The organism is Streptomyces sp. NPDC058683, from assembly GCF_042716195.1.
In the GTDB taxonomy this organism is placed as follows: Bacteria; Actinomycetota; Actinomycetes; order Streptomycetales; family Streptomycetaceae; genus Streptomyces.
In genome coordinates, this window is record NZ_JBHXSK010000008.1 from 61,271 (window position 1) to 79,695 (window position 18,425).

General features: G+C 70.4%; 19 protein-coding genes. 4 read left to right on the plus strand and 15 right to left on the minus strand.

Annotated features, from left to right (window positions below; translation table 11 throughout):
- Nucleotides 1-58: 58 nt before the first annotated feature.
- From ACFWXC_RS10625 to ACFWXC_RS10660, 8 genes are all read right to left on the minus strand, one after another.
- A complete protein-coding gene (locus ACFWXC_RS10625; protein WP_384476274.1) occupies nt 59-823 on the minus strand; it encodes a DUF3159 domain-containing protein in 765 nt (254 codons plus the stop codon).
- Nucleotides 824-826: 3 nt separating this feature from the next.
- Nucleotides 827-1,225 (minus strand): OB-fold nucleic acid binding domain-containing protein, encoded by a 399-nt coding sequence (locus tag ACFWXC_RS10630; RefSeq protein WP_351325771.1) that lies wholly within the window; start codon nt 1,223-1,225, stop codon nt 827-829.
- A gap of 95 nt (nt 1,226-1,320) precedes the next feature.
- Nucleotides 1,321-2,007 (minus strand): response regulator, encoded by a 687-nt coding sequence (locus ACFWXC_RS10635; RefSeq protein ID WP_351710013.1) that lies wholly within the window; start codon nt 2,005-2,007, stop codon nt 1,321-1,323.
- Nucleotides 2,004-4,583 (minus strand): ATP-binding protein, encoded by a 2,580-nt coding sequence (locus ACFWXC_RS10640; protein ID WP_384476278.1) that lies wholly within the window; start codon nt 4,581-4,583, stop codon nt 2,004-2,006. Before ACFWXC_RS10640 ends, ACFWXC_RS10635 begins: the two co-directional genes overlap by 4 nt.
- A gap of 157 nt (nt 4,584-4,740) precedes the next feature.
- On the minus strand, nt 4,741-5,907 hold the full coding sequence (locus tag ACFWXC_RS10645; protein WP_384476281.1) for an alginate lyase family protein: 1,167 nt from the start codon (nt 5,905-5,907) through the stop codon (nt 4,741-4,743).
- Nucleotides 5,908-6,071: 164 nt separating this feature from the next.
- A complete protein-coding gene (locus ACFWXC_RS10650; RefSeq protein WP_351710003.1) occupies nt 6,072-6,836 on the minus strand; it encodes a DUF3710 domain-containing protein in 765 nt (254 codons plus the stop codon).
- Nucleotide 6,837: 1 nt separating this feature from the next.
- Nucleotides 6,838-7,401, minus strand: coding sequence for a dUTP diphosphatase (dut, locus tag ACFWXC_RS10655; protein ID WP_384476285.1), 564 nt, complete (start codon nt 7,399-7,401; stop codon nt 6,838-6,840).
- A complete protein-coding gene (locus ACFWXC_RS10660; RefSeq protein ID WP_384476288.1) occupies nt 7,398-7,982 on the minus strand; it encodes a PaaI family thioesterase in 585 nt (194 codons plus the stop codon). The genes dut and ACFWXC_RS10660 overlap by 4 nt, the downstream gene beginning before the upstream one ends.
- Before the next feature lie 58 nt (nt 7,983-8,040).
- Between ACFWXC_RS10660 and ACFWXC_RS10665 the strand changes: the two genes are divergently transcribed.
- Nucleotides 8,041-8,502 (plus strand): DUF3093 domain-containing protein, encoded by a 462-nt coding sequence (locus ACFWXC_RS10665; RefSeq protein ID WP_384476291.1) that lies wholly within the window; start codon nt 8,041-8,043, stop codon nt 8,500-8,502.
- 28 nt (nt 8,503-8,530) lie between these two features.
- On the opposite strand, the gene ACFWXC_RS10670 is transcribed toward ACFWXC_RS10665, so the two are convergent.
- The 4 genes from ACFWXC_RS10670 to ACFWXC_RS10685 all read right to left on the minus strand — a co-directional run bounded on the left by ACFWXC_RS10670 (nt 8,531) and on the right by ACFWXC_RS10685 (nt 12,081).
- Nucleotides 8,531-9,448 (minus strand): hypothetical protein, encoded by a 918-nt coding sequence (locus tag ACFWXC_RS10670; RefSeq protein WP_384476294.1) that lies wholly within the window; start codon nt 9,446-9,448, stop codon nt 8,531-8,533.
- 13 nt (nt 9,449-9,461) lie between these two features.
- Entirely contained in the window at nt 9,462-9,758 is a 297-nt protein-coding gene (locus ACFWXC_RS10675) for a DUF4193 domain-containing protein (protein ID WP_003997302.1), read from the minus strand.
- A gap of 401 nt (nt 9,759-10,159) precedes the next feature.
- Nucleotides 10,160-11,422, minus strand: coding sequence for a sensor histidine kinase (locus ACFWXC_RS10680; RefSeq protein WP_384476677.1), 1,263 nt, complete (start codon nt 11,420-11,422; stop codon nt 10,160-10,162).
- Nucleotides 11,423-11,427: 5 nt separating this feature from the next.
- Complete coding sequence (locus ACFWXC_RS10685; RefSeq protein WP_351728548.1) at nt 11,428-12,081, minus strand: response regulator transcription factor; 654 nt, start codon at nt 12,079-12,081, stop codon at nt 11,428-11,430.
- Between the two features lie 417 nt (nt 12,082-12,498).
- Between ACFWXC_RS10685 and ACFWXC_RS10690 the strand changes: the two genes are divergently transcribed.
- Entirely contained in the window at nt 12,499-12,672 is a 174-nt protein-coding gene (locus tag ACFWXC_RS10690; protein ID WP_165939545.1) for a hypothetical protein, read from the plus strand.
- Between the two features lie 209 nt (nt 12,673-12,881).
- Here the strand turns inward: ACFWXC_RS10690 and ACFWXC_RS10695 are convergent, their stop codons facing one another.
- Both ACFWXC_RS10695 and ACFWXC_RS10700 read right to left on the minus strand, forming a co-directional pair.
- On the minus strand, nt 12,882-13,697 hold the full coding sequence (locus ACFWXC_RS10695) for an inositol monophosphatase family protein (RefSeq protein WP_384476298.1): 816 nt from the start codon (nt 13,695-13,697) through the stop codon (nt 12,882-12,884).
- A gap of 8 nt (nt 13,698-13,705) precedes the next feature.
- Nucleotides 13,706-14,833: a ferrochelatase gene (locus ACFWXC_RS10700; protein ID WP_384476300.1), complete on the minus strand. Its 1,128-nt coding sequence runs from the start codon at nt 14,831-14,833 to the stop codon at nt 13,706-13,708.
- Between the two features lie 159 nt (nt 14,834-14,992).
- Between ACFWXC_RS10700 and ACFWXC_RS10705 the strand changes: the two genes are divergently transcribed.
- Both ACFWXC_RS10705 and ACFWXC_RS10710 read left to right on the plus strand, forming a co-directional pair.
- Nucleotides 14,993-16,231 (plus strand): MFS transporter, encoded by a 1,239-nt coding sequence (locus ACFWXC_RS10705; RefSeq protein ID WP_384476303.1) that lies wholly within the window; start codon nt 14,993-14,995, stop codon nt 16,229-16,231.
- Entirely contained in the window at nt 16,191-17,519 is a 1,329-nt protein-coding gene (locus tag ACFWXC_RS10710) for a D-arabinono-1,4-lactone oxidase (protein ID WP_384476306.1), read from the plus strand. Before ACFWXC_RS10705 ends, ACFWXC_RS10710 begins: the two co-directional genes overlap by 41 nt.
- Here the strand turns inward: ACFWXC_RS10710 and ACFWXC_RS10715 are convergent.
- The gene (locus tag ACFWXC_RS10715; protein ID WP_384476309.1) at nt 17,443-18,228 is read right to left on the minus strand and encodes a hypothetical protein; all 786 of its coding nucleotides are present in this window, start codon (nt 18,226-18,228) and stop codon (nt 17,443-17,445) included. The two genes, ACFWXC_RS10710 and ACFWXC_RS10715, sit on opposite strands and share 77 nt — an antisense overlap.
- Nucleotides 18,229-18,425: the final 197 nt, after the last annotated feature.

The window sequence follows — 18,425 nt, forward strand, 5'->3', positions numbered from 1 at the left end:
AAGAAGGGCGCCCTCCGCGTAAACGGAGGGCGCCCTTCTGTCGTACACGTGCAGCCGTCTACTTGCGGTGCCGTCCGCCGGAGGGCTCGCCGCTCTCCTCGGCCTGCGCGGCCTGCGCGGCCTTGCGCTCCTCCTCGGCCTTCTCCTCCGCCTCCATCTCGGCGAAGACGTCGATCGGCGCCGGCGCCTTCGCCAGGAAGACCCAGGTGAGCCAGACGGCGAGCAGGAACGGCGGGATCTTCAGCGCGACCAGCACCCAGCCGAGCTGGGCCGTGTTGGCCCACCAGTACAGCGGGAAGAGGATCGCGCACTTGGCGAGCAGGATCAGGCCCCAGGCCCAGCTGGCCTTGGCGTACGCCTTCTTGCGGCCGGGGTTGCGGGTGCGCCAGGAGAGGTTCTCCTTGAAGACCGGGCCGAGGATCAGGCCGATCAGCGGCACCCCGCACAGCGTGGTGATGATGTACGCCAGCGCCAGGCCCAGCGTGTAGAGCATGCCGGGCAGGTAGAAGTCCTTGGCGTTGCCGGTCATCATCGCGAAGACGACACCGAAGGCGACGCCGAAGACCCCGCTGAAGGCGTGCTTGACGGTGTCCCTCATGACCAGGCGGACCACGACCAGCACCACGGAGACCGCGAGGGCGGCGATCGCCGACCAGTGCAGGTCCTTGTTGATGGTGAAGATCGTGACGAACAGCAGGCCGGGCAGCACCGTCTCGACCATGCCGCGCACGCCGCCGAAGGCCTCGAACAGCGCGGCCTCGGTCACCGCCCGCGCATCGTCCGCCGCCTGAGTGTCTTCGGTCGGCTTGTCGAGCGACGTCACCGGCTACTCCCTACCGAGGGGTCTCAGTTCGTACTTGGGATTGAACAGCACCCGGCGGCCCCGGCTCAGCGAGATCCGGCCCGATGCGATCAGCCTGCGCCCCGGTTCTATGCCCACGATGGAGCGCCTGCCGAGCCACACCACGTCCAGTGCCGCGGAGCCGTCGAACAGCTCGGCCTCCAGGGCCGGGACTCCGGCGCGCGGCCGCAGGGTGACCGTGCGCAAGGTACCAGTAACGGTGACGATCTGTCGGTCCTGACAGTCGCCGATCCGGATGCAGCCCGCCGTGTCGGCGTCCTCGCGCAGCTCCTCGGACTCCAGGTCCTCCTGCGACGAGGACAGCCGGCCCAGCATGCGCCGGAACCGGCCGGCCGGCTTTTCGGAACGAGGAACAGCACTCATGTCTGAAGCGTACCGGGGCGAACCGACACTGCCGTAGTCCAGCCCACACCCCGGCCCGTTTCCCGAACCGGCCGCCCGGTTCACTTCTCGAACCCTCACTTCTCGAACCGGTAGCCCATCCCCGGCTCTGTGATGAAGTGCTTGGGGTGCGAGGGGTCTGCCTCCAGCTTCCGGCGCAGTTGTGCCATGTACACGCGCAGGTAGTTGGTCTCCGTCCCGTACGACGGCCCCCACACCTCCTGCAGCAGCTGCTTCTGGCTGACCAGCCGGCCGGTGTTGCGGACCAGCACCTCCAGCAGATGCCACTCGGTGGGGGTCAGCCGGACGTCCCGGCCGGCCCGGTTGACCTTCTTCGCGGCCAGGTCGACGGTGAACCCCTCGGTCTCCACCAAAACGTCGTCCTCGCCGCCCCCGGCGACCGGCTCGGCCCGGCGGACGGCGGCCCGCAGGCGGGCCAGCAGCTCGTCCATGCCGAAGGGCTTGGTGACGTAGTCGTCGGCGCCCGCGTCGAGCGCCTCGACCTTCTCGTCGGAGGAGTGGCGGGCGGAGAGCACCAGGATCGGCACCCGGGTCCAGCCGCGCAGCCCCTTGATCACCTCGACGCCGTCCATGTCGGGCAGGCCGAGGTCGAGGACGACCACGTCGGGGTGGCGGGAGGCGGCCAGTTCGAGGGCGGTACGGCCGTCGGGGGCCGCGTCGACCTCGTACTTGCGCGCCTTGAGGTTGATCACGAGGGCACGCACGATCTGCGGCTCGTCGTCGACCACGAGCACACGGGTCATGAGGCCTGCCTTTCCGGTTCTGCCGCGGCCTGTGCTGCTGCTTCCGCCACGGGTTCTGCTGCTGCGGTCACCGATCCTGCCGCGCGAAGGGTGAGGACCATGGTGAGGCCTCCACCGGGCGTGTCCTCGGCGTTGAGGGTGCCGCCCATCGCCTCGGTGAAGCCCCGGGCGACGGCGAGCCCCAGTCCGACCCCGGCACCGCGCGGAGCGTCACCGTAGCGCTGGAAGGGCTCGAATATGCGTTCTTTGGCATCGTCGGGCACGCCGGGCCCGCGGTCCACGATCCGCAGCTCCACGCGGTCGGCGATGGCGCTGGCGGATACCACGACCACATCGCCGGGCCGGTCGGTCGGGCTGTACTTGACCGCGTTCTCGACCAGGTTGGCCACCGACCGCTCCAGGAGCCCGGCGTCGGCCTCGACCATGGGCAGGGTCTCGGGGACGTCCAGATCGACGCTGCCCTCGGGCACCCCGACCAGCGCCATCGGGACCACCTCGTCGAGGTCGATCTCACGGACGATCGGGGTGACGGTGCCGGTCTGCAGGCGGGACATGTCGAGCAGGTTGCCGACGAGGTGGTCGAGCCGGTCGGCGCCCTCCTCGATGCCCTCCAGCAGCTCCGCCTGGTCCTCCTCGGACCACGCCACGTCGTCCGAGCGCAGCGACGACACCGCCGCCTTGATCCCGGCGAGCGGGGTGCGCAGATCATGGCTGACGGCGGCCAGCAGGGCCGTACGGATCCGGTTGCCCTCGGCGAGCGTGCGGGCCTGTTCGGCCTCCTCCTGAAGGCGTCTGCGGTCCAGGACGACGGCTGCCTGGGCGGCGAAGGCGGCGAGCACCCGGCGGTCCTCGGCGGGCAGTACCCGGCCGGTCAGGGCGAGGGCCATGTGGTCGCCTATGGGCACGTCGACGTCGGCGTCCTCGGGCCGCTGCAGGGCGGGGCCGACACCGGCGCGCCCGGCGCAGCTCCACGGCTCGACGTCGCCCGCCCGCTCCAGGAGGGCGGCGGACTCCATGCCGAAGGTCTCCCGTACCCGCTCGAGCAGTTCCTCGAGGCTGGTCTCGCCGCGCAGCACGTTGCCGGCGAGGAAGGAGAGGATCTCGGACTCGGCGCGCAGCCGGGCGGCCTGGTGGGTGCGCCGGGCGGCGAGGTCCACGACCGAGGCGACGGACAGCGCGACCCCGAAGAAGATCACGATGGCCACGATGTTCTTCGGATCGGCGATGGTCAGCCGGTGCAGGGGCGGGGTGTAGAAGTAGTTCAGGAGCAGGGACCCGAAGGCCGCCGAGGCCAGCGCCGGGTAGAGCCCGCCGAGCAGCGCGGCCGCGACCGTGAGGGTCAGGAAGAGCAGCATGTCGTTGGCGAGGCCGAGGAAGACGGTGTTCAGCAGCACCGCCAGGACGGCCGGGCCGACCAGGCCGACCAGCCAGCCCGCGATGATCCGGCCGCGCCCGAGCCGGGCGCCCCGGGCCACCGGCAGCCCGCGTCCCTTGCCGGCCTCGGAGTGGGTGACGATGTGGACGTCCAGGTCGGGTCCCGACTCGCGGGCGACCGTGGCGCCGACGCCGGGCCCGAGGACGTACTGCCAGGCCTTGCGGCGGGAGGAGCCGAGCACGATCTGGGTGGCGTTGACCCCGCGTGCGAAGTCGAGCAGGGCCGCGGGGATGTCCTCACCGACGACCTGGTGGAAGGTGCCGCCGAGGTCCTCGACCAGGGTGCGCTGGACGGCGAGTTCCTTCGGGGAGGCCGAGGTCAGGCCGTCGCTGCGGGATATGTAGACGGCGAGGACCTCGCCGCCGGCGCCCTTCTCGGCGAGCCGCGCGGCCCGCCGGATCAGCGTGCGCCCCTCGGGCCCGCCGGTGAGCCCGACGACGATCCGCTCCCGCGAGCCCCAGATCGCGGAGACCCGGTGCTCGTTGCGGTACTGCTTCAGGTACTCGTCGGCCCGGTCGGCCACCCACAGCAGCGCCAGTTCGCGCAGGGCGGTGAGGTTGCCCGGCCGGAAGTAGTTGGACAGGGCCGCGTCGACCTTGTCCGACTTGTAGATGTTGCCGTGGGCCATGCGCCGGCGCAGCGCCTGGGGCGACATGTCGACCAGCTCGATCTGGTCCGCGCGCCGCACCACCTCGTCGGGCACGGTCTCGCGCTGGCGCACTCCCGTGATGGACTCGACGACATCGCCGAGGGACTCCAGGTGCTGGATGTTGACGGTCGAGACGACGTCGATCCCGGCCGCCAGCAGTTCCTCGACGTCCTGCCAGCGCTTGGCGTTGCGGGAACCGGGAATGTTGGTGTGGGCGAGTTCGTCCACCAGGGCGACGGCGGGGGCGCGGCGCAGCACGGCGTCCACGTCCATCTCCGTGAAGAGGGCGTCCCGGTACTCCAGCTCCTTGCGCGGAACCTGCTCCAGGCCGTGCAGCATCACCTCGGTGCGCGGCCGGTTGTGGTGCTCGACGAAGGCGACCACGCAGTCGGTGCCGCGCTCCACGCGCCGGTGGGCCTCGGAGAGCATGGCGTAGGTCTTGCCCACGCCCGGTGCCGCACCGAGATAGATCCGAAGCTTGCCGCGTGCCATGGTCCCATTGTCTTCCGCTTACTGCCGCCTACGCAGCGTCGACCTTACGGCCAACAATCCCGGCGAATGGGACAGGCAGTTCGACGGCGGGCATCTTTGACGGAACCCTGATGTGCCCCGCGGGCCTCTCTGAGGGCCCCGCGGGGCATCAGGTGACTCAGTTGGGGTTGTCGCCGTGAGTGAGGGTCTCCCAGGCCACGAAGAGGTTGTTGGAGCCCGCGGGACGGTTGTTCTGGGTGAGCGTCTGGGTGTTGGTCATGGCGATGCCCAGCCGGTTGTGGAGGGCGTTGTAGCCGACCTCGGTGACGGGCCCGAGGCCGAGGGTCAGGGAGCCGCCGCAGAGCCAGCTGGGGACGGCGGTGCCCAGCTGGTACTTGGACTGGAAGCCGAGCGCCTGCCGCAGCCGCTCGCCCACGTCGGTGCCGTAGAGGTCCTGGCCCTGGATCCGGCTGGTCTCGGCGACGTGCGAGATCGAGGAGATGCCGTAGCCGGTGTGGGTGAAGTCGCGGCAGGTCTCCTGGGTGAGGCCGGTGACGAAGGTGGACTGGCCCTGCCAGTAGGAGACGATCTTGGCGGTGGTGTCGAGGTTCTGGCTAGGCACGGTCTTCGGCACCGACCCGTCGGAGGCCAGGTAGACATAGGCGGCCGTGCGGGTGCGGAACTTCGCCATGGCCGTGTCGTACGACGCCTTGTCCTCCAGGAAGACGGAGATGCCGACGGCGGCCTCCAACATCGTCAGCTCCCAGTTGCCGTTGGAGTTGGAGCCCTTGATGACGGTGGGGAGGTAGACGTTGCGCAGCATGGTGGCGAAGCGGGCCTCGTTCGCCCAGGTGCCGGTGTACGTGTACCTGATGATCTCGGCGGCCTTCGGCCAGGAGGAGCCGGCCCAGCCGGTCTGCAGAGGCGCGTTGCTGTTGGTGTGACTGGTGATGGTGGCCGACCAGGCGTCCATGATCTGGATGGCCTTCTGGGCGTAGCGGGCGTCCTTGGTGATGTACCAGGCGAGGGCGTCGGTGTAGGCGGCGATCGCGTCCTCGCGCTCGTCGGTGCAGCCGTAGTTGGGGTTCGAGTACGACCCGCACTCGACCGTCGCCCTGGGTGCGGGCGTCCGGTTCAGGTCGGCGTACTTGCTCGCCATCATCTGGTCATAGGCCGCCTTCCAGGGCTGGGCGCCGGCCAGTACCTCGGTGCGGGCGAAGTCCAGCTGGGCCCTGGAGACGGTGACTCCGGGATGGACGAAGGTGGCTGGGGCGGCCTGGGCCGGCCAGGAAAGGGCTCCGAGGACGAGGGCGACGACGGCCGCGAGGAGTCCGGTTCTGCGCATACCTGAAGGCCTCTCGTTCATGTGGGTGAACGTGAAGCGCCTTTATGAACGGCGCGTTGAGCCGTGACCGTAGGTACAGACCAATGCGCCGTCAAGAGGGTGCGCACACAAAAGAGCCGCACCCCGAAGGGTGCGGCTCTCGAACGGCTCTCCCGGCGGAGCGCCTAGCGGACCTCGGTGATCTCCGGTCCGCGCTGGAGCTGGCCCATGCCGCCGGAGAAGCGCGAACCCTCCTCCTGCTGCTGGACGCCCTCGGGGACCATCTGGGCGTCGTTCGGCAGCTTCAGGACGATCGGGTCACGGGGAGCCATCGGGCCCTCGCCGCGGACCACGACCGTGTCCCGGAAGATCTGCTCCAGGAGCCCGGCGGCCTGCGGCTGCACCGCGCCCTGCCCGGAGATCACACCGCGCAGGAACCAGCGCGGACCGTCCACACCGACGAACCGCACGACCTGGAAGCCGCCCGTGCCGTCCGGCAGCTGTACCGGCACCTGGGCGCGCAGCTCCCAGCCCAGCGGACCCTCGACCTCGTCGACGATGCCGCCCTGCTGGGTGATGCCGGAGCCGATCTCCTCACGCACCTCGCCCCAGATGCCCTCGCGCTTGGGCGCGGCGAAGGCCTGCAACTGCACGGCACTGTCCTTGAGCACCACGGTCGCCGCGACGATCGCGTCACCCGCGACCTCGACCCGCAGCTCCATGCCGTCGACGCCGGGCACGAACAGCCCGCCGAGATCCACCCGGCCCTCGCCCGGCTCGCGCACCTCGGAGTCGTCCCACGGCCCGTCGGGCCGGGGCTCCGGTTCCAGGCGTACGCGCTCGCGCTCGCCCTCTTCCTCGTCCGCCTCGGTGCCGACGCTGTCGACGACCTGCTCGGCCTCGCCGGCCGCGTCCTCGGCGGCACCCTTCTTGTTGCGACGTCCGAACACGTCACTGTCCTTCCCGGTCGGATACGACCGAAGCGTATCGATTCCCACCCGTCCGGCCACCGTCGGCGGCCTGACCGCTTGTGCCGCTCACGTCGCCCACCGCGGCATGCCCGCCGGTGGACCCGAAGCCCCCCTCGGCCCGCGCCGAGCCGGGAAGCTCCGCCACCTCCTGGAAGCGGACCTTCTCGACCTGCTGGACGACCAGTTGGGCAATCCGGTCGAAGCGCTCGAACCGCACAGCCTCGTGCGGGTCGAGATTCACCACGATCACCTTGATCTCCCCACGGTACCCGGCATCAATCGTCCCCGGGGCATTCACGAGGGCCACACCGCACCGGGCGGCGAGCCCCGAACGAGGGTGTACGAAGGCCGCGTACCCGTCCGGGAGGGCGATCGACACCCCTGTGGGCAGTACCGCCCGTTCGCCGGGCTTCAGCTCGCACGCCTCGGTGGTCCGCAGATCGGCCCCCGCGTCACCGGGGTGCTCGTACGCCGGAAGCGGTACGCCGGGGTCGACACGGCGGATGAGCACGTCGAGCGGGCTCACGGGGGATGCGGGGTTCACGGGTTCACCTCGAAGGCGCGGGTGCGCCGGATCTGGTCCGGGTCGTTCATGGCGGCCTTGATCTCTTCCTCGCGGCCGTTGTCGACGAAGTGCTCGACCGGTACCTCCACGAAGAGGGCGTCGGCACGGACGGCGACGGGTCCGCCGGGGCCGTCCAGGCGCCCGGTGGCGGTCGAGTAGATCTTCCGGCCGGCCACCGCGACGACCTCGGCCGCCAGGTACAGCGTGGTGCCCACGGGCACCGGCCGTACGAAGTCGGTCTCCAGCCGTCCGGTGACGGCGATCTTCCGCAGCAGCCAGTTCAGCGAGCCGAGCGTCTCGTCGAGAGCGCTGGCGAGGACACCGCCGTGAGCGAGGCCCGGGGCGCCCTGGTGGGCGGCCCGCACGGTGAACTCGGCGGTGAGGGAGACACCCTCGCCGGCCCGTACCTCCAGATGCAGCCCGTGCGCATGCTCGCGACCGCACCCGAAACACTGTTCGTAGTGCGCGCCGATGAGCTCGCCGGGCGCGGGAGCGTCGGGATGCCGCACCGGTTGCCGGGCACTGGCGGGAGGCTGAAGAGCTGCGGAACTACCACTCACAGGCGCAGACCTTACCCGCGCGTCCGGTGAATCCGGACACCGTGCCAAGCTTGGCTCCATGCAGCTCTCCGCCACCCCGTACGAAGAACGCCTCACGGCCCCCCGGTCGTGGTGGTTCCTCAGCTTCCTGATCGGCGTCTCGTGCGCCCTGGTCCTGCTTCCCTTCGGCACTCTGCCGACGCTGGGCGGCCTGGTGGGCGGCACGGCGGCGGCAGCGGTGGTGGCCAGTTCGTACGGCTCCCCGCGCATCCGGGTGGTGGGCGACTCGCTGATCGCGGGCGAGGCGAAGATCCCGGTGTCCGCCCTGGGCACCTCTGAGGTCCTGGACCCGGAGGAGGCGCGCGCCTGGCGCACGTACAAGGCCGATGTCCGCGCCTTCCTCCTGCTGCGCGCCTACATCCCGAGGGCCCTGCGCGTGGAGGTCACGGACCCGGCGGACCCGACGCCGTACCTGTACCTGTCGACGCGGGAGCCGGAGGCTCTGGCGGCGGCGATCGAGGCCGCGAAGAAGGCCCAGTAGGACCGGTAGATCTCTCCGCCGGCCGGCGTCAGCCGCCGAGGTCCTCCGGCAGCTCGGCGATCGGCAGCGGCTCCGCCGGCTTCTCCAGCGGCGGCAGCTCGGGCAGCTCCTCCCACGGCACCTGGATCTTTCTCAGGTCCGCCCGGATCCGCGCCGCGAGCTTCTTGGTGTCCCGGCGGTTCATGACCGCGCCCACCGCGGCGCCCACCATGAACGGCATCAGGTTGGGCAGGTCCCGCACCATCCGCTTCATGATCTGCTGGCGCAGCTCGCGCTTCATGTGCCCGCCGAGGGCGCCGTTGATCGTCGACGGCTTCATCACGTCGATCCCGCGCTCCCCCGACCAGGAGGACAGATACGCGGTGCTGCGGGCCTTCAGGTTCCCCGGCGGCCGCACGCCGTAGACCTCGTGGAGCTCGGCGATGAGCTTCAGCTCGATCGCCGCGACCCCGGTGATCTCCGCGGCCAGCTCGGTCGGCATCGCCGGCGGCACCGGCAGCATCGCCGCCGCGCCGACCCCGGCCCCGACCGCCGAGGTCGCACCCGCCGCGCCCGCCACCAGCTTGTCGGCGAGCTGCTCCGGCCCCAGGTCGGGGAACTGCCGGCGCAGGGTCGCGAGGTCGCGTACGGGGACACGAGGGGCGATCTCGATGATCCGGTCCGCGAGGTAGGCCAGCCCCGCTCGCGCCCGGCTGCTGCCCTTACGGGCACCTTCCCGGGCCAGGTTCACGGCCCTGTCACGGATGGCCCCGCCCCGTCGCCTGGCGACGGGCGCGGGCCGGTCCGCCGGCGCCGGGAGGTCACCCCGGTCGGCCGCCGGTTCGAGCGAGGCTCCCGGATCGGATGAGCCTCGCCCGTCGTCACGCGCGCGCGGGCCGTCGGACGGCCCGGAGTCCGCTCCCGGAAGAGAGAAGCGGCGCTTCCGAGGTGGGGTCGAGCCAGTCATGCCCGACCCCTCCTCAGTCGCAGTCGCGGCAGATCGGCTGACCGTTCTTCTCCCGGGCCAGCTGGCTGCGGTGGTGCACCAGGAAGCAGCTCATGCAGGTGAACTCGTCCTGCTGCTTGGGCAGCACCCGGACGGCCAGCTCCTCGTTCGAGAGGTCCGCGCCGGGCAGCTCCAGGCCTTCGGCGGCCTCGAACTCGTCTACGTCCACCGAGGACGTGGACTTGTCGTTCCTCCGAGCCTTCAGCTCTTCAAGGCTGTCCGAGTCGACGTCATCGTCGGTCTTGCGTGGAGTGTCGTAATCGGTTGCCATGTCGCTCTCCCCCTCTGGGTGTCTGCGGTGTCTCCAGCGCACGTAACGCGTGAGAGGCCGGACTTGTGCCCGACCCGAGGCGGAGATTTTGCCTCACATCAAGGTCTGTTACTCAATCGACACCCAACCGGATCCCTCAAGAGTGATCGGGTTGAATGGCGATGGGGACCGTACACGGTTCTCACGAGACACCTCAAAGGCGCCTCACCCTGTACTTCCCGTGATCAAGACCCCTGAAAACAGGGATTTTCCCGGCTTTATTCCCCCAGCCATGATCACGGAGAGTATATGGCCGGAAAACCGCCCTTGTGATCGATCACACAAGGGCTAGCACGCCACGCCGACAGAAAATTCCGCGCAAAGCGAACATCCTCCGCGTGTGTCGCGATCTTGTAACGGCATCAGATCGGCAGGGTGACCCTCATCACGAGCCCACCGCCCTCACGGGGCTGGGCCGCGATGTGGCCGCCGTGCGCCCGGGCCACGGACCGGACGATGGACAGACCGAGGCCGACACCCTTGTCGCTGCCCGTGCGCTCGGTACGGAGCCGCCTGAAGGGCTCGAACAGGTTGTCGATCTCGTACGCCGGCACCACCGGACCGGTGTTGGAGACGGAGAGTACCGCCTGGCCGTGCTGGATGTCGGTGTCGACCTCGACCCAGCCGTCCTCGGGCACGTTGTGGCGCACCGCGTTCTGCACCAGGTTCAGCGCGATCCGCTCCAGCAGGACGCCGTTGCCCTGCACGACCGCCGGCTTCCGCACGCCCCGGATGGTCACGCCCTTGGCCTCCGCCTCGGCGTGCACCTGGTCGACGGCCTGGGCGGCCACCTCGGCCAGGTCGACCGGTTTGCGCTCGACGATCTGGTTGTCGCTGCGGGCGAGCAGCAGCAGGCCCTCCACGAGCTGCTCGCTGCGTTCATTGGTGGCCAGCAGGGTCTTGCCGAGCTGTTGCAGCTCCACGGGCGCACCGGGGTCCGAGAGGTGCACCTCCAGGAGCGTGCGGTTGATCGCCAGGGGCGTGCGCAGCTCGTGGGAGGCGTTGCCGACGAAGCGCTGCTGGGCGGTGAAGGCCCGTTGCAGTCGCTCCAGCATGTCGTCGAAGGTGTCCGCGAGCTCCTTGAGCTCGTCGTCCGGGCCGTCCAGCTCGATCCGGCGGGACAGGTCCGAGCCGGCCACCGCGCGGGCGGTGCGGGTGATCCGGCCGAGCGGGGACAGCACCCGTCCGGCCATCGCGTACCCGAACGCGAAGGCGATCACGGCGAGGCCCAGCAGGGCCAGCAGCGAACGGCTCAGCAGGTCGTCCAGGGCCGCCTGGCGCTGGTGGTCCACGCACTGGGCGATCGCGTTGTTGAAGTCCGGCAGCGGCACGGAGGAGGAGGTGGTGCTGGCCATGTTGATCGCGGGGCAGTTGTCGCTGGAGACCTGGAGCGCCGTGAATTTGACGATCTTGAACAGCGGCTGGTTGCCGGTGCTGATCGCCTGCGCGGCGAGCAGGTAGATGATCGAAAGCAGCAGGATGCCGGCGATCAGGAACATGCCGCCGTACAGCAGGGTGAGCCGTATGCGGATGGTGGGGCGCAGCCACGGGAAGACGGGCTGTGGTCTGCGGGGGTCCCAGGTGGGCTTGGGGGGTGCCTGCGGAGGTGCGGGAGTGGTCGCCACGGTCATCAGATCCGGTAACCCGAGCCGGGGACGGTGACGATCACGGCGGGCTCGCCCAGCTTGCGGCGCAGCGTCATCACCGTCACCCGTACGACGTTGGTGAAGGGGTCCGTGTTCTCGTCCCAGGCCTTCTCAAGGAGCTGCTCGGCGCTGACCACCGCGCCCTCGCTGCGCATCAGCACCTCCAGGACCGCGAACTCCTTGGGGGCGAGCTGGACCTCCTTGCCGTCGCGGAAGACCTCGCGGCGGTTCGGGTCGAGCTTGATGCCGGCGCGCTCCAGGACCGGGGGCAGCGGCACGCTGGTACGGCGGCCGAGGGCGCGCACCCGCGCGATCAGCTCGCTGAACGCGAAGGGCTTGGGAAGGTAGTCGTCGGCGCCGATCTCCAGGCCCTCCACGCGGTCGCTGACGTCACCGGACGCGGTGAGCATCAGCACGCGCGTGGGCATGCCGAGCTCGACGATCCTGCGGCAGACGTCGTCGCCGTGCACGAGGGGGAGGTCGCGGTCGAGGACGACCACGTCGTAGTCGTTGACGCCGATGCGCTCCAGAGCGGCCGCACCGTCGTACACGACGTCGACGGCCATGGCCTCCCGGCGCAGTCCGGTGGCCACCGCATCGGCGAGCAGTTGCTCGTCCTCGACGACGAGTACGCGCACGTCGCTTGTCCTTCCTCTGTCCACCCGCGTAGCGCGCACCGGCGCACGTGGGCAGGGGTCTCCATGGGGTGTGTGGCCTCCATCCTGCCCTTTTCGGCCATAAGTCGGCAGTAAGACGGGGGCCGGGGCAGCAGGATCGGCGGTGCCGGGCGGGAATGCGAGATTTTCTCTTCCGGTTGAGGTTTCCACGGAAGGGAGCGGGGGGAGGACGGCATGTACACCCCGCGATCACGCTCTGCATGTGCCGCAGCACCATGCGGTACGTACGTCGCCGCTACAGCAGAGTGGACGATGGGGGTGTCCGGCACCGTCGCCGCCCAGCAGGGCAGCGCTGGGCACCCGCGAGAGACGTGATCGCCCCTTCCAACGGCACACCCCCGTGCCACCGACCCACGACCCAGGACGAGGGGGCGCAGCATGGACGCATTCACCACAGGACTTCTGCAGCGCATAAAGGCGACCGAGTCCGACATCACCCGGGCTCGTGACGAGGGCGACGACTTCCTTGTCGAAGTGGAACAGGCCGAGCTCGACGACCTGCGCCGCCTCGCCGCCGAACACGGCGTGGAAGTCGGCGCGACCAGCGTCTGACAGTCCCGCAGCAGCACCTCACCGGCACAGGAGCAGGGCCCCGGCGAATCCAGCGCCGGGGCCCTGCTCATACCTTGACCACTACCCACCGCAACAACGTTCGATTCCCCCCAGGCCCAAAGAACCCGGGCCCCCCTGGCCCCACACCACTCCCGACAGCCCCACCCGGCCCAAGCCTGCATGCGCCATGCGAGGCCCACGTCCGGGGCTCAGTCGTGCCAGGCTCCGAAGTCGTCCAGCAGGTGCTGGAGCGGCTCGAAGACGCCCGGAGTGGCCGCGATCGTCAGGGCGCGGGACGGGGGTTCCCCGGGGCGCCCGCCCGTGAGCGCGCCGGCCTCTCTCGCGATCAGGTCGCCCGCACCCCAGTCCCACGCGTTCAGCCCGCGCTCGTAGTACCCGTCCAGCCGGCCGCAGGCCACATCGCACAGGTCGATCGCCGCCGACCCGCTCCGGCGTACGTCGCGGAGCAGCGGGATCAGCCGGGCGGCGACCTCGGCCTGGTGGGTGCGGACCTCCGTCACGTAGTTGAAGCCGGTCGAGACCAGCGCCTGCTCCAGCGGCGGCGCCGGGCGGCAGCGCAGCTCCCGCTCGCCCTCCCACGCCCCGGTCGCCCAGGCTCCGCCGCCCCGCACCGCGTGGTACGTCTCGCCGCGCATCGGCGCCGCCACGACCCCGGCCACGGTCTCGCCGTCCTGCTCGGCCGCGATGGAGACCGCCCAGGTCGGCAGCCCGTACAGGTAGTTGACCGTGCCGTCGAGCGGGTCGATCACCCAGCGGATCCCGCTCGTGCCCTCCGTCGACGCGCCCTCCTCCCCGAGGAAGCCGTCGTCGGGACGGTGCCCGGAGATCAGGTCGGTGATCAGCTTCTCCGCCGCGATGTCCATCTCGGTCACGACATCGATCGGGCTGGACTTGGTCCGGGCCACGGCGAGGTCGGCCGGGCGGCCGTCCCGCAGCAGCTCGCCCGCGCGGGCTGCCGCCTCCCGGGCGAGCTCGAGCAGATCGGTGTGCAGGGGGTCGGTCACGGGGCTCCTCACGCGTACGGGCTGTCGGCGCCGGCCGCGGCCGGGCGGGGGGCGCGGGCCGGGCAGCAGCCGACCGGGCACAGGTTGTGGCTCGCGCCCAGCGCGCCCAGCGCGCACGGCGTGACCTCCCGCCCGATCTCCACGGCCGCGCGCTCCAGGACCAGCTCACGGATCGCGGCGGCGAACCGCGGGTCGTCCCCGACGGTCGCGGACCGCCGTACCGGCAGGTCCAGTTCCCCGGCCTTGGCCGTGGCCTCCGTGTCGAGGTCGTAGAGGACCTCCATGTGGTCGGAGACGAAGCCGATGGGGGCCATGACGACGGCCGGGACCCCGGCGCCGTGCAGCGTCTCCAGGTGGTCGCAGATGTCGGGCTCCAGCCACGGGATGTGCGGGGCGCCGGAGCGGGACTGGTAGACGAGCCGCCAGGGGTGGTCGATGCCGGTGCGCTCGCGGACCGCGTCGGCGATCAGCTGGGCCACGTCCAGGTGCTCCTCGACGTACGCGCCGCCCTCCCCGTGGGTCTCGACCGGCCCCGAGGTGTCGGCGCTCGCGGTCGGGATGGAGTGGGTGGTGAAGGCGATGTGGGCGCCCGCACGGACGCCCTCGGGGAGGTCGGCGAGGGACTGGAGCACCCCGTCGATCATCGGGTCGAGGAAGCCGGGGTGGTTGAAGTAGTGCCGCAGCTTGTCGATCTTCGGGAGTTCGAGGCCCTCGGCCGCCAGCTCGGCCAGCGAGTCCGCGAGGTTCTCGCGGTACTGGCGGCAGCCCGAGTAGGAGGCGTAGGCGCTGGTGGCGAGCACCAGGATGCGGCGGCGGCCGTCGGCGACCATCTCGCGCAGGGTGTCCGTCAGATACGGCGCCCAGTTGCGGTTGCCCCAGTAGATCGGCAGGTCCAGGCCGTGCTCGGCGAAGTCCTTGCGCAGGGCATCCAGCAGGGTGCGGTTCTGGTCGTTGATCGGGCTGACCCCGCCGAACAGGAAGTAGTGCTGCCCGACTTCCTTGAGACGTTCCTTCGGGATACCGCGCCCGCGCGTCACGTTCTCCAGGAACGGGACCACGTCGTCCGGGCCTTCCGGGCCGCCGAAGGAGAGCAGGAGCAGGGCGTCGTAGGGGGTGGCATCGAGCGCGTCTGACATGAGCCGATCCTGCCACCCGGCGCTGACAGCCCGGAAACAGGAGCGTGAAGAGTCGGATTCGGGAGGTTTATCCCCAGTGCCCAGCAGGTGCATCCGGGTGACCGCACTCGTAAGCTGTATCAGCCGCAGTCACGCCTTACCCAGCCGTCGGAGATCCCCGTGCCCAGCCCCTATCGCGCCCTGTTCGCCGCCCCCGGCAGCAAGGGTTTCTCCGCCGCGGGCTTCGTCGGCCGGATGCCGCTGTCCATGATGGGCATCGGCGTGGTCACGATGATCTCCCAGCTCACCGGGCGGTACGGCCTCGCGGGCGCGCTCTCGGCCACCATCGCGCTCTCCGCCGCCGCGATCGGCCCGCAGGTCTCCCGGCTGGTCGACCAGTACGGCCAGCGCCGTGTGCTGCGTCCCGCGACGCTGCTCGCGCTGGCGGCGGCGGCCGGGCTGCTCTTCGCCGCGCACTACGGATGGCCGGACTGGGTGCTGTTCGTCTGTGCCGCCGGGATCGGCGCGGTACCGAGCCTGGGCGCGATGATCCGGGCCCGCTGGGCCGCTCTCTACCGGGGCACCCCGCAGCTGCACACCGCCTATTCGTTCGAGTCCGTCGTCGACGAGGTCTGCTTCATCTTCGGGCCGATCATCTCCATCGGCCTGTCCACGGCCTGGTTCCCGGAGGCGGGGCCGCTGCTGGCCGCCTGCTTCCTGGCCGCCGGCGTCTGCTGGCTGACCTCCCAGCGGGCCACCGAGCCCGCGCCGCTCCCGCGCGAGCACCACACCCGTGGTTCGGCGCTGCGGGCGCCCGGCCTCCAGGTGCTGGTGGCGACCTTCGTGGCCACCGGGGCGATCTTCGGGGCGGTCGACGTGGTCACCGTCGCCTTCGCCGACGAACGCGGCCACAAGGGCGCCGCGAGCGTGGTCCTGGCCCTGTACGCGGCGGGCTCCTGCCTGGCCGGGGTGGTCTTCGGCCTGATGCGCTTCGCGGGGAAGCCGGAACACAGGTGGCTGCTGGGCATATGTGCGATGGCCGTGAGTATGATCCCCCTCCTACTGGTCGGAAACTTGCCGCTTCTGGCCGTGGCGCTGTTCGTTGCGGGCCTGTCCATCGCACCAACGATGATCACGGCGATGTCCCTCATCGAAAAGCACGTACCTCGCGCGAAGCTCACCGAGGGCATGACCTGGGTGAGCACCGGCCTCGCGGTCGGGGTGGCGCTCGGCTCCTCGGTCGCCGGCTGGGTGATCGACGCGGCCGGTGCCCGCGCCGGGTACGGGGTTCCGGCCGTGTCCGGGGCCGTCGCGGTCGCGGTCGGTTTCCTCGGGTACCGCCGGCTCAACAGGCCGGTCACGGGTCGGGGAGGCACCGTTGAGCAGTACAGCGAGCGGGAAGAACGGCGCGTGGCGTAACTGGGGAGGGAATGTCACCGTCCGCCCCGCGCGGGAGGTCACACCCGCCTCCGTGGACGAACTGGCGGCGGAGGTACGGCGGGCGGCGGAGGACGGCCTGAAGGTGAAGGCGGTCGGCAGCGGCCACTCCTTCACGTCGATCGCCGCGACCGACGGCGTCTCGATCCGCCCTCAGCTGTTGACCGGGATCCGCAACATCGACCGCAAGGCCATGACCGTCACGGTCGAGGCGGGCACCCCGCTCAAGAGACTCAACATGGCCCTGGCCCGCGAGGGCCTGTCGCTCACCAACATGGGCGACATCATGGAGCAGACGGTCTCCGGGGCCACCAGCACCGGCACCCATGGCACGGGCCGCGAGTCCGCCTCGCTCGCCGCCCAGATCCGGGAACTCGAACTGGTCACCGCCGACGGCTCGGTGCTCACCTGTTCCGAGCAGGGGACCGAGGAAGAACGCGCGATCTTCGCGGCCGCGCGGATCGGCCTCGGCGCGCTGGGGATCGTCACCGCGATCACTTTCGCCGTGGAACCGGTCTTCCTGCTCACCGCGCGCGAGGAGCCGATGCCCCTGGACCGGGTCCTCGCCGAGTTCGACCAGCTCTGGGCCGAGAACGAGCACTTCGAGTTCTACTGGTTCCCGCACACCGGCAACACCAACACCAAGCGCAACAACCGCAGCGCGGGTCCGCCGCAGCCGGTGGGGCAGCTGGCCGGCTGGTTCGAGGACGAGTTCCTCTCCAACGGCCTCTTCCACGGCGTGCAGTTGCTCGGCCGCGCGGTGCCCGCCGTCGTACCGACGGCCGCCCGGATTTCCAGCAGGGCACTGTCCGCGCGGTCGTACACGGACATTCCCTACAAGGTCTTCACCTCCCCGCGCCGGGTGCGCTTCGTGGAGATGGAGTACGCCGTGCCGCGCGAGGCGCTGGTGGACACGCTGCGGGAACTGAAGGCGATGGTCGACCGTTCCGGTCTCAGGATCAACTTCCCCGTCGAGGTCCGCACCGCCCCGGCCGACGACATCGCCCTGTCCACCGCCTCCGCCCGGGACAGCGCCTACGTCGCCGTGCACATGTTCCGGGGCACGCCGTACCAGGCGTACTTCACCGCCGCCGAGCGCATCTTCACCGCGCACGAGGGCCGCCCGCACTGGGGCAAGGTGCACACCAGGGACGCGGAGTACTTCGCGAAGGCCTACCCGCGCTTCGGCGAGTTCACCGCGCTGCGGGACCGGCTCGACCCGGATCGGCTGTTCCAGAACGACTACTTGCGGAGGGTTCTGGGGCAGTAGCCGAGGACCCGGCGGGCGAGGGGGCCGCACTCGGCTCCCCGCCCGCGGACCCGCTCGGGGACGGCGCCGGTGTCGTGGCCCCTTCGCTCACGGGCGTCCGTGACGCGTCCGGGGAGGACGGCGACGGGGCCGGCGAAGTGGCCGTACCGTCACCGGACTTCGGGGCCGGGGAGCCCGACGGGTCCGAGGAGTCAGGGGAATCCGAGGGGTCCGACGACTTCGAGGACGTGGTGTCGCCGGTGACGGCGCCGCTGACCGTCGTACCGGAGCCGCCGCTGAAGCTGCTGCCGGAGACCAGTTCACAGGTCGTGACGCCGGCCATGGTCACCGCGAACACCAGGGCCGCCGCGAACACCGGGCGCCGCCAGGTCCGCACCCGGGCACGGTAGACGGTGCCCTCGGTGAACTCGCCGGGCGCCAGGGGCGCTTGTTCGCGAGGCCGGGTGGTCACCGTCGCGTCGCGCAGTTGTTCGCCGGTGCGCTTGAAGAAGTGCTGGAACAACGAGCCGCCGCAGGTGGCGACCACGCTGACGACTCCGGCACCGAGGATCGTGCCGTACACCCCGAAATAGGACGCGAGTTTGGCGGCCACCACCGCGGCCACCGCGCTGCCCGCGACCTGGGGCACGCTGAGATCGATCCGCTTCGAACTTCCCTTCACCTCCTCCCCCGCACTGGTCTGGTCACCGGAACCGGGCCTTTCACGCATTCCCGAACCTTGCCTGCCCTTCCCGTACTTGTTCGACCGACTGCACAAGAAAGGGACGTACGGACGAAACCATTAGTTCCGTTTCTACGGATTACGTGAAGTACGCCACGTTCAAGATCCCCCGAAGTGGGCAACCGGTGGCCAGGGAGGGGTCGTTGCCAGAAGTTGGGCGGCGCGCCAATCCACGCACGTGGCCC

Excerpts from the sequence above, each read along its gene's own strand:
- ACFWXC_RS10640 (WP_384476278.1), bottom strand. The coding sequence starts at position 4,583 with ATGGCACGCGGCAAGCTTCGGATCTATCTCGGTGCGGCACCGGGCGTG.
- ACFWXC_RS10690 (WP_165939545.1), top strand. The coding sequence starts at position 12,499 with ATGGACGCATTCACCACAGGACTTCTGCAGCGCATAAAGGCGACCGAG.
- ACFWXC_RS10665 (WP_384476291.1), top strand. The coding sequence starts at position 8,041 with ATGCAGCTCTCCGCCACCCCGTACGAAGAACGCCTCACGGCCCCCCGG.
- ACFWXC_RS10670 (WP_384476294.1), bottom strand. The coding sequence starts at position 9,448 with ATGACTGGCTCGACCCCACCTCGGAAGCGCCGCTTCTCTCTTCCGGGA.
- ACFWXC_RS10645 (WP_384476281.1), bottom strand. The coding sequence starts at position 5,907 with ATGCGCAGAACCGGACTCCTCGCGGCCGTCGTCGCCCTCGTCCTCGGA.
- ACFWXC_RS10715 (WP_384476309.1), bottom strand. The coding sequence starts at position 18,228 with ATGCGTGAAAGGCCCGGTTCCGGTGACCAGACCAGTGCGGGGGAGGAG.
- ACFWXC_RS10675 (WP_003997302.1), bottom strand. The coding sequence starts at position 9,758 with ATGGCAACCGATTACGACACTCCACGCAAGACCGACGATGACGTCGAC.
- ACFWXC_RS10630 (WP_351325771.1), bottom strand. The coding sequence starts at position 1,225 with ATGAGTGCTGTTCCTCGTTCCGAAAAGCCGGCCGGCCGGTTCCGGCGC.
- ACFWXC_RS10635 (WP_351710013.1), bottom strand. The coding sequence starts at position 2,007 with ATGACCCGTGTGCTCGTGGTCGACGACGAGCCGCAGATCGTGCGTGCC.
- ACFWXC_RS10700 (WP_384476300.1), bottom strand. The coding sequence starts at position 14,833 with ATGTCAGACGCGCTCGATGCCACCCCCTACGACGCCCTGCTCCTGCTC.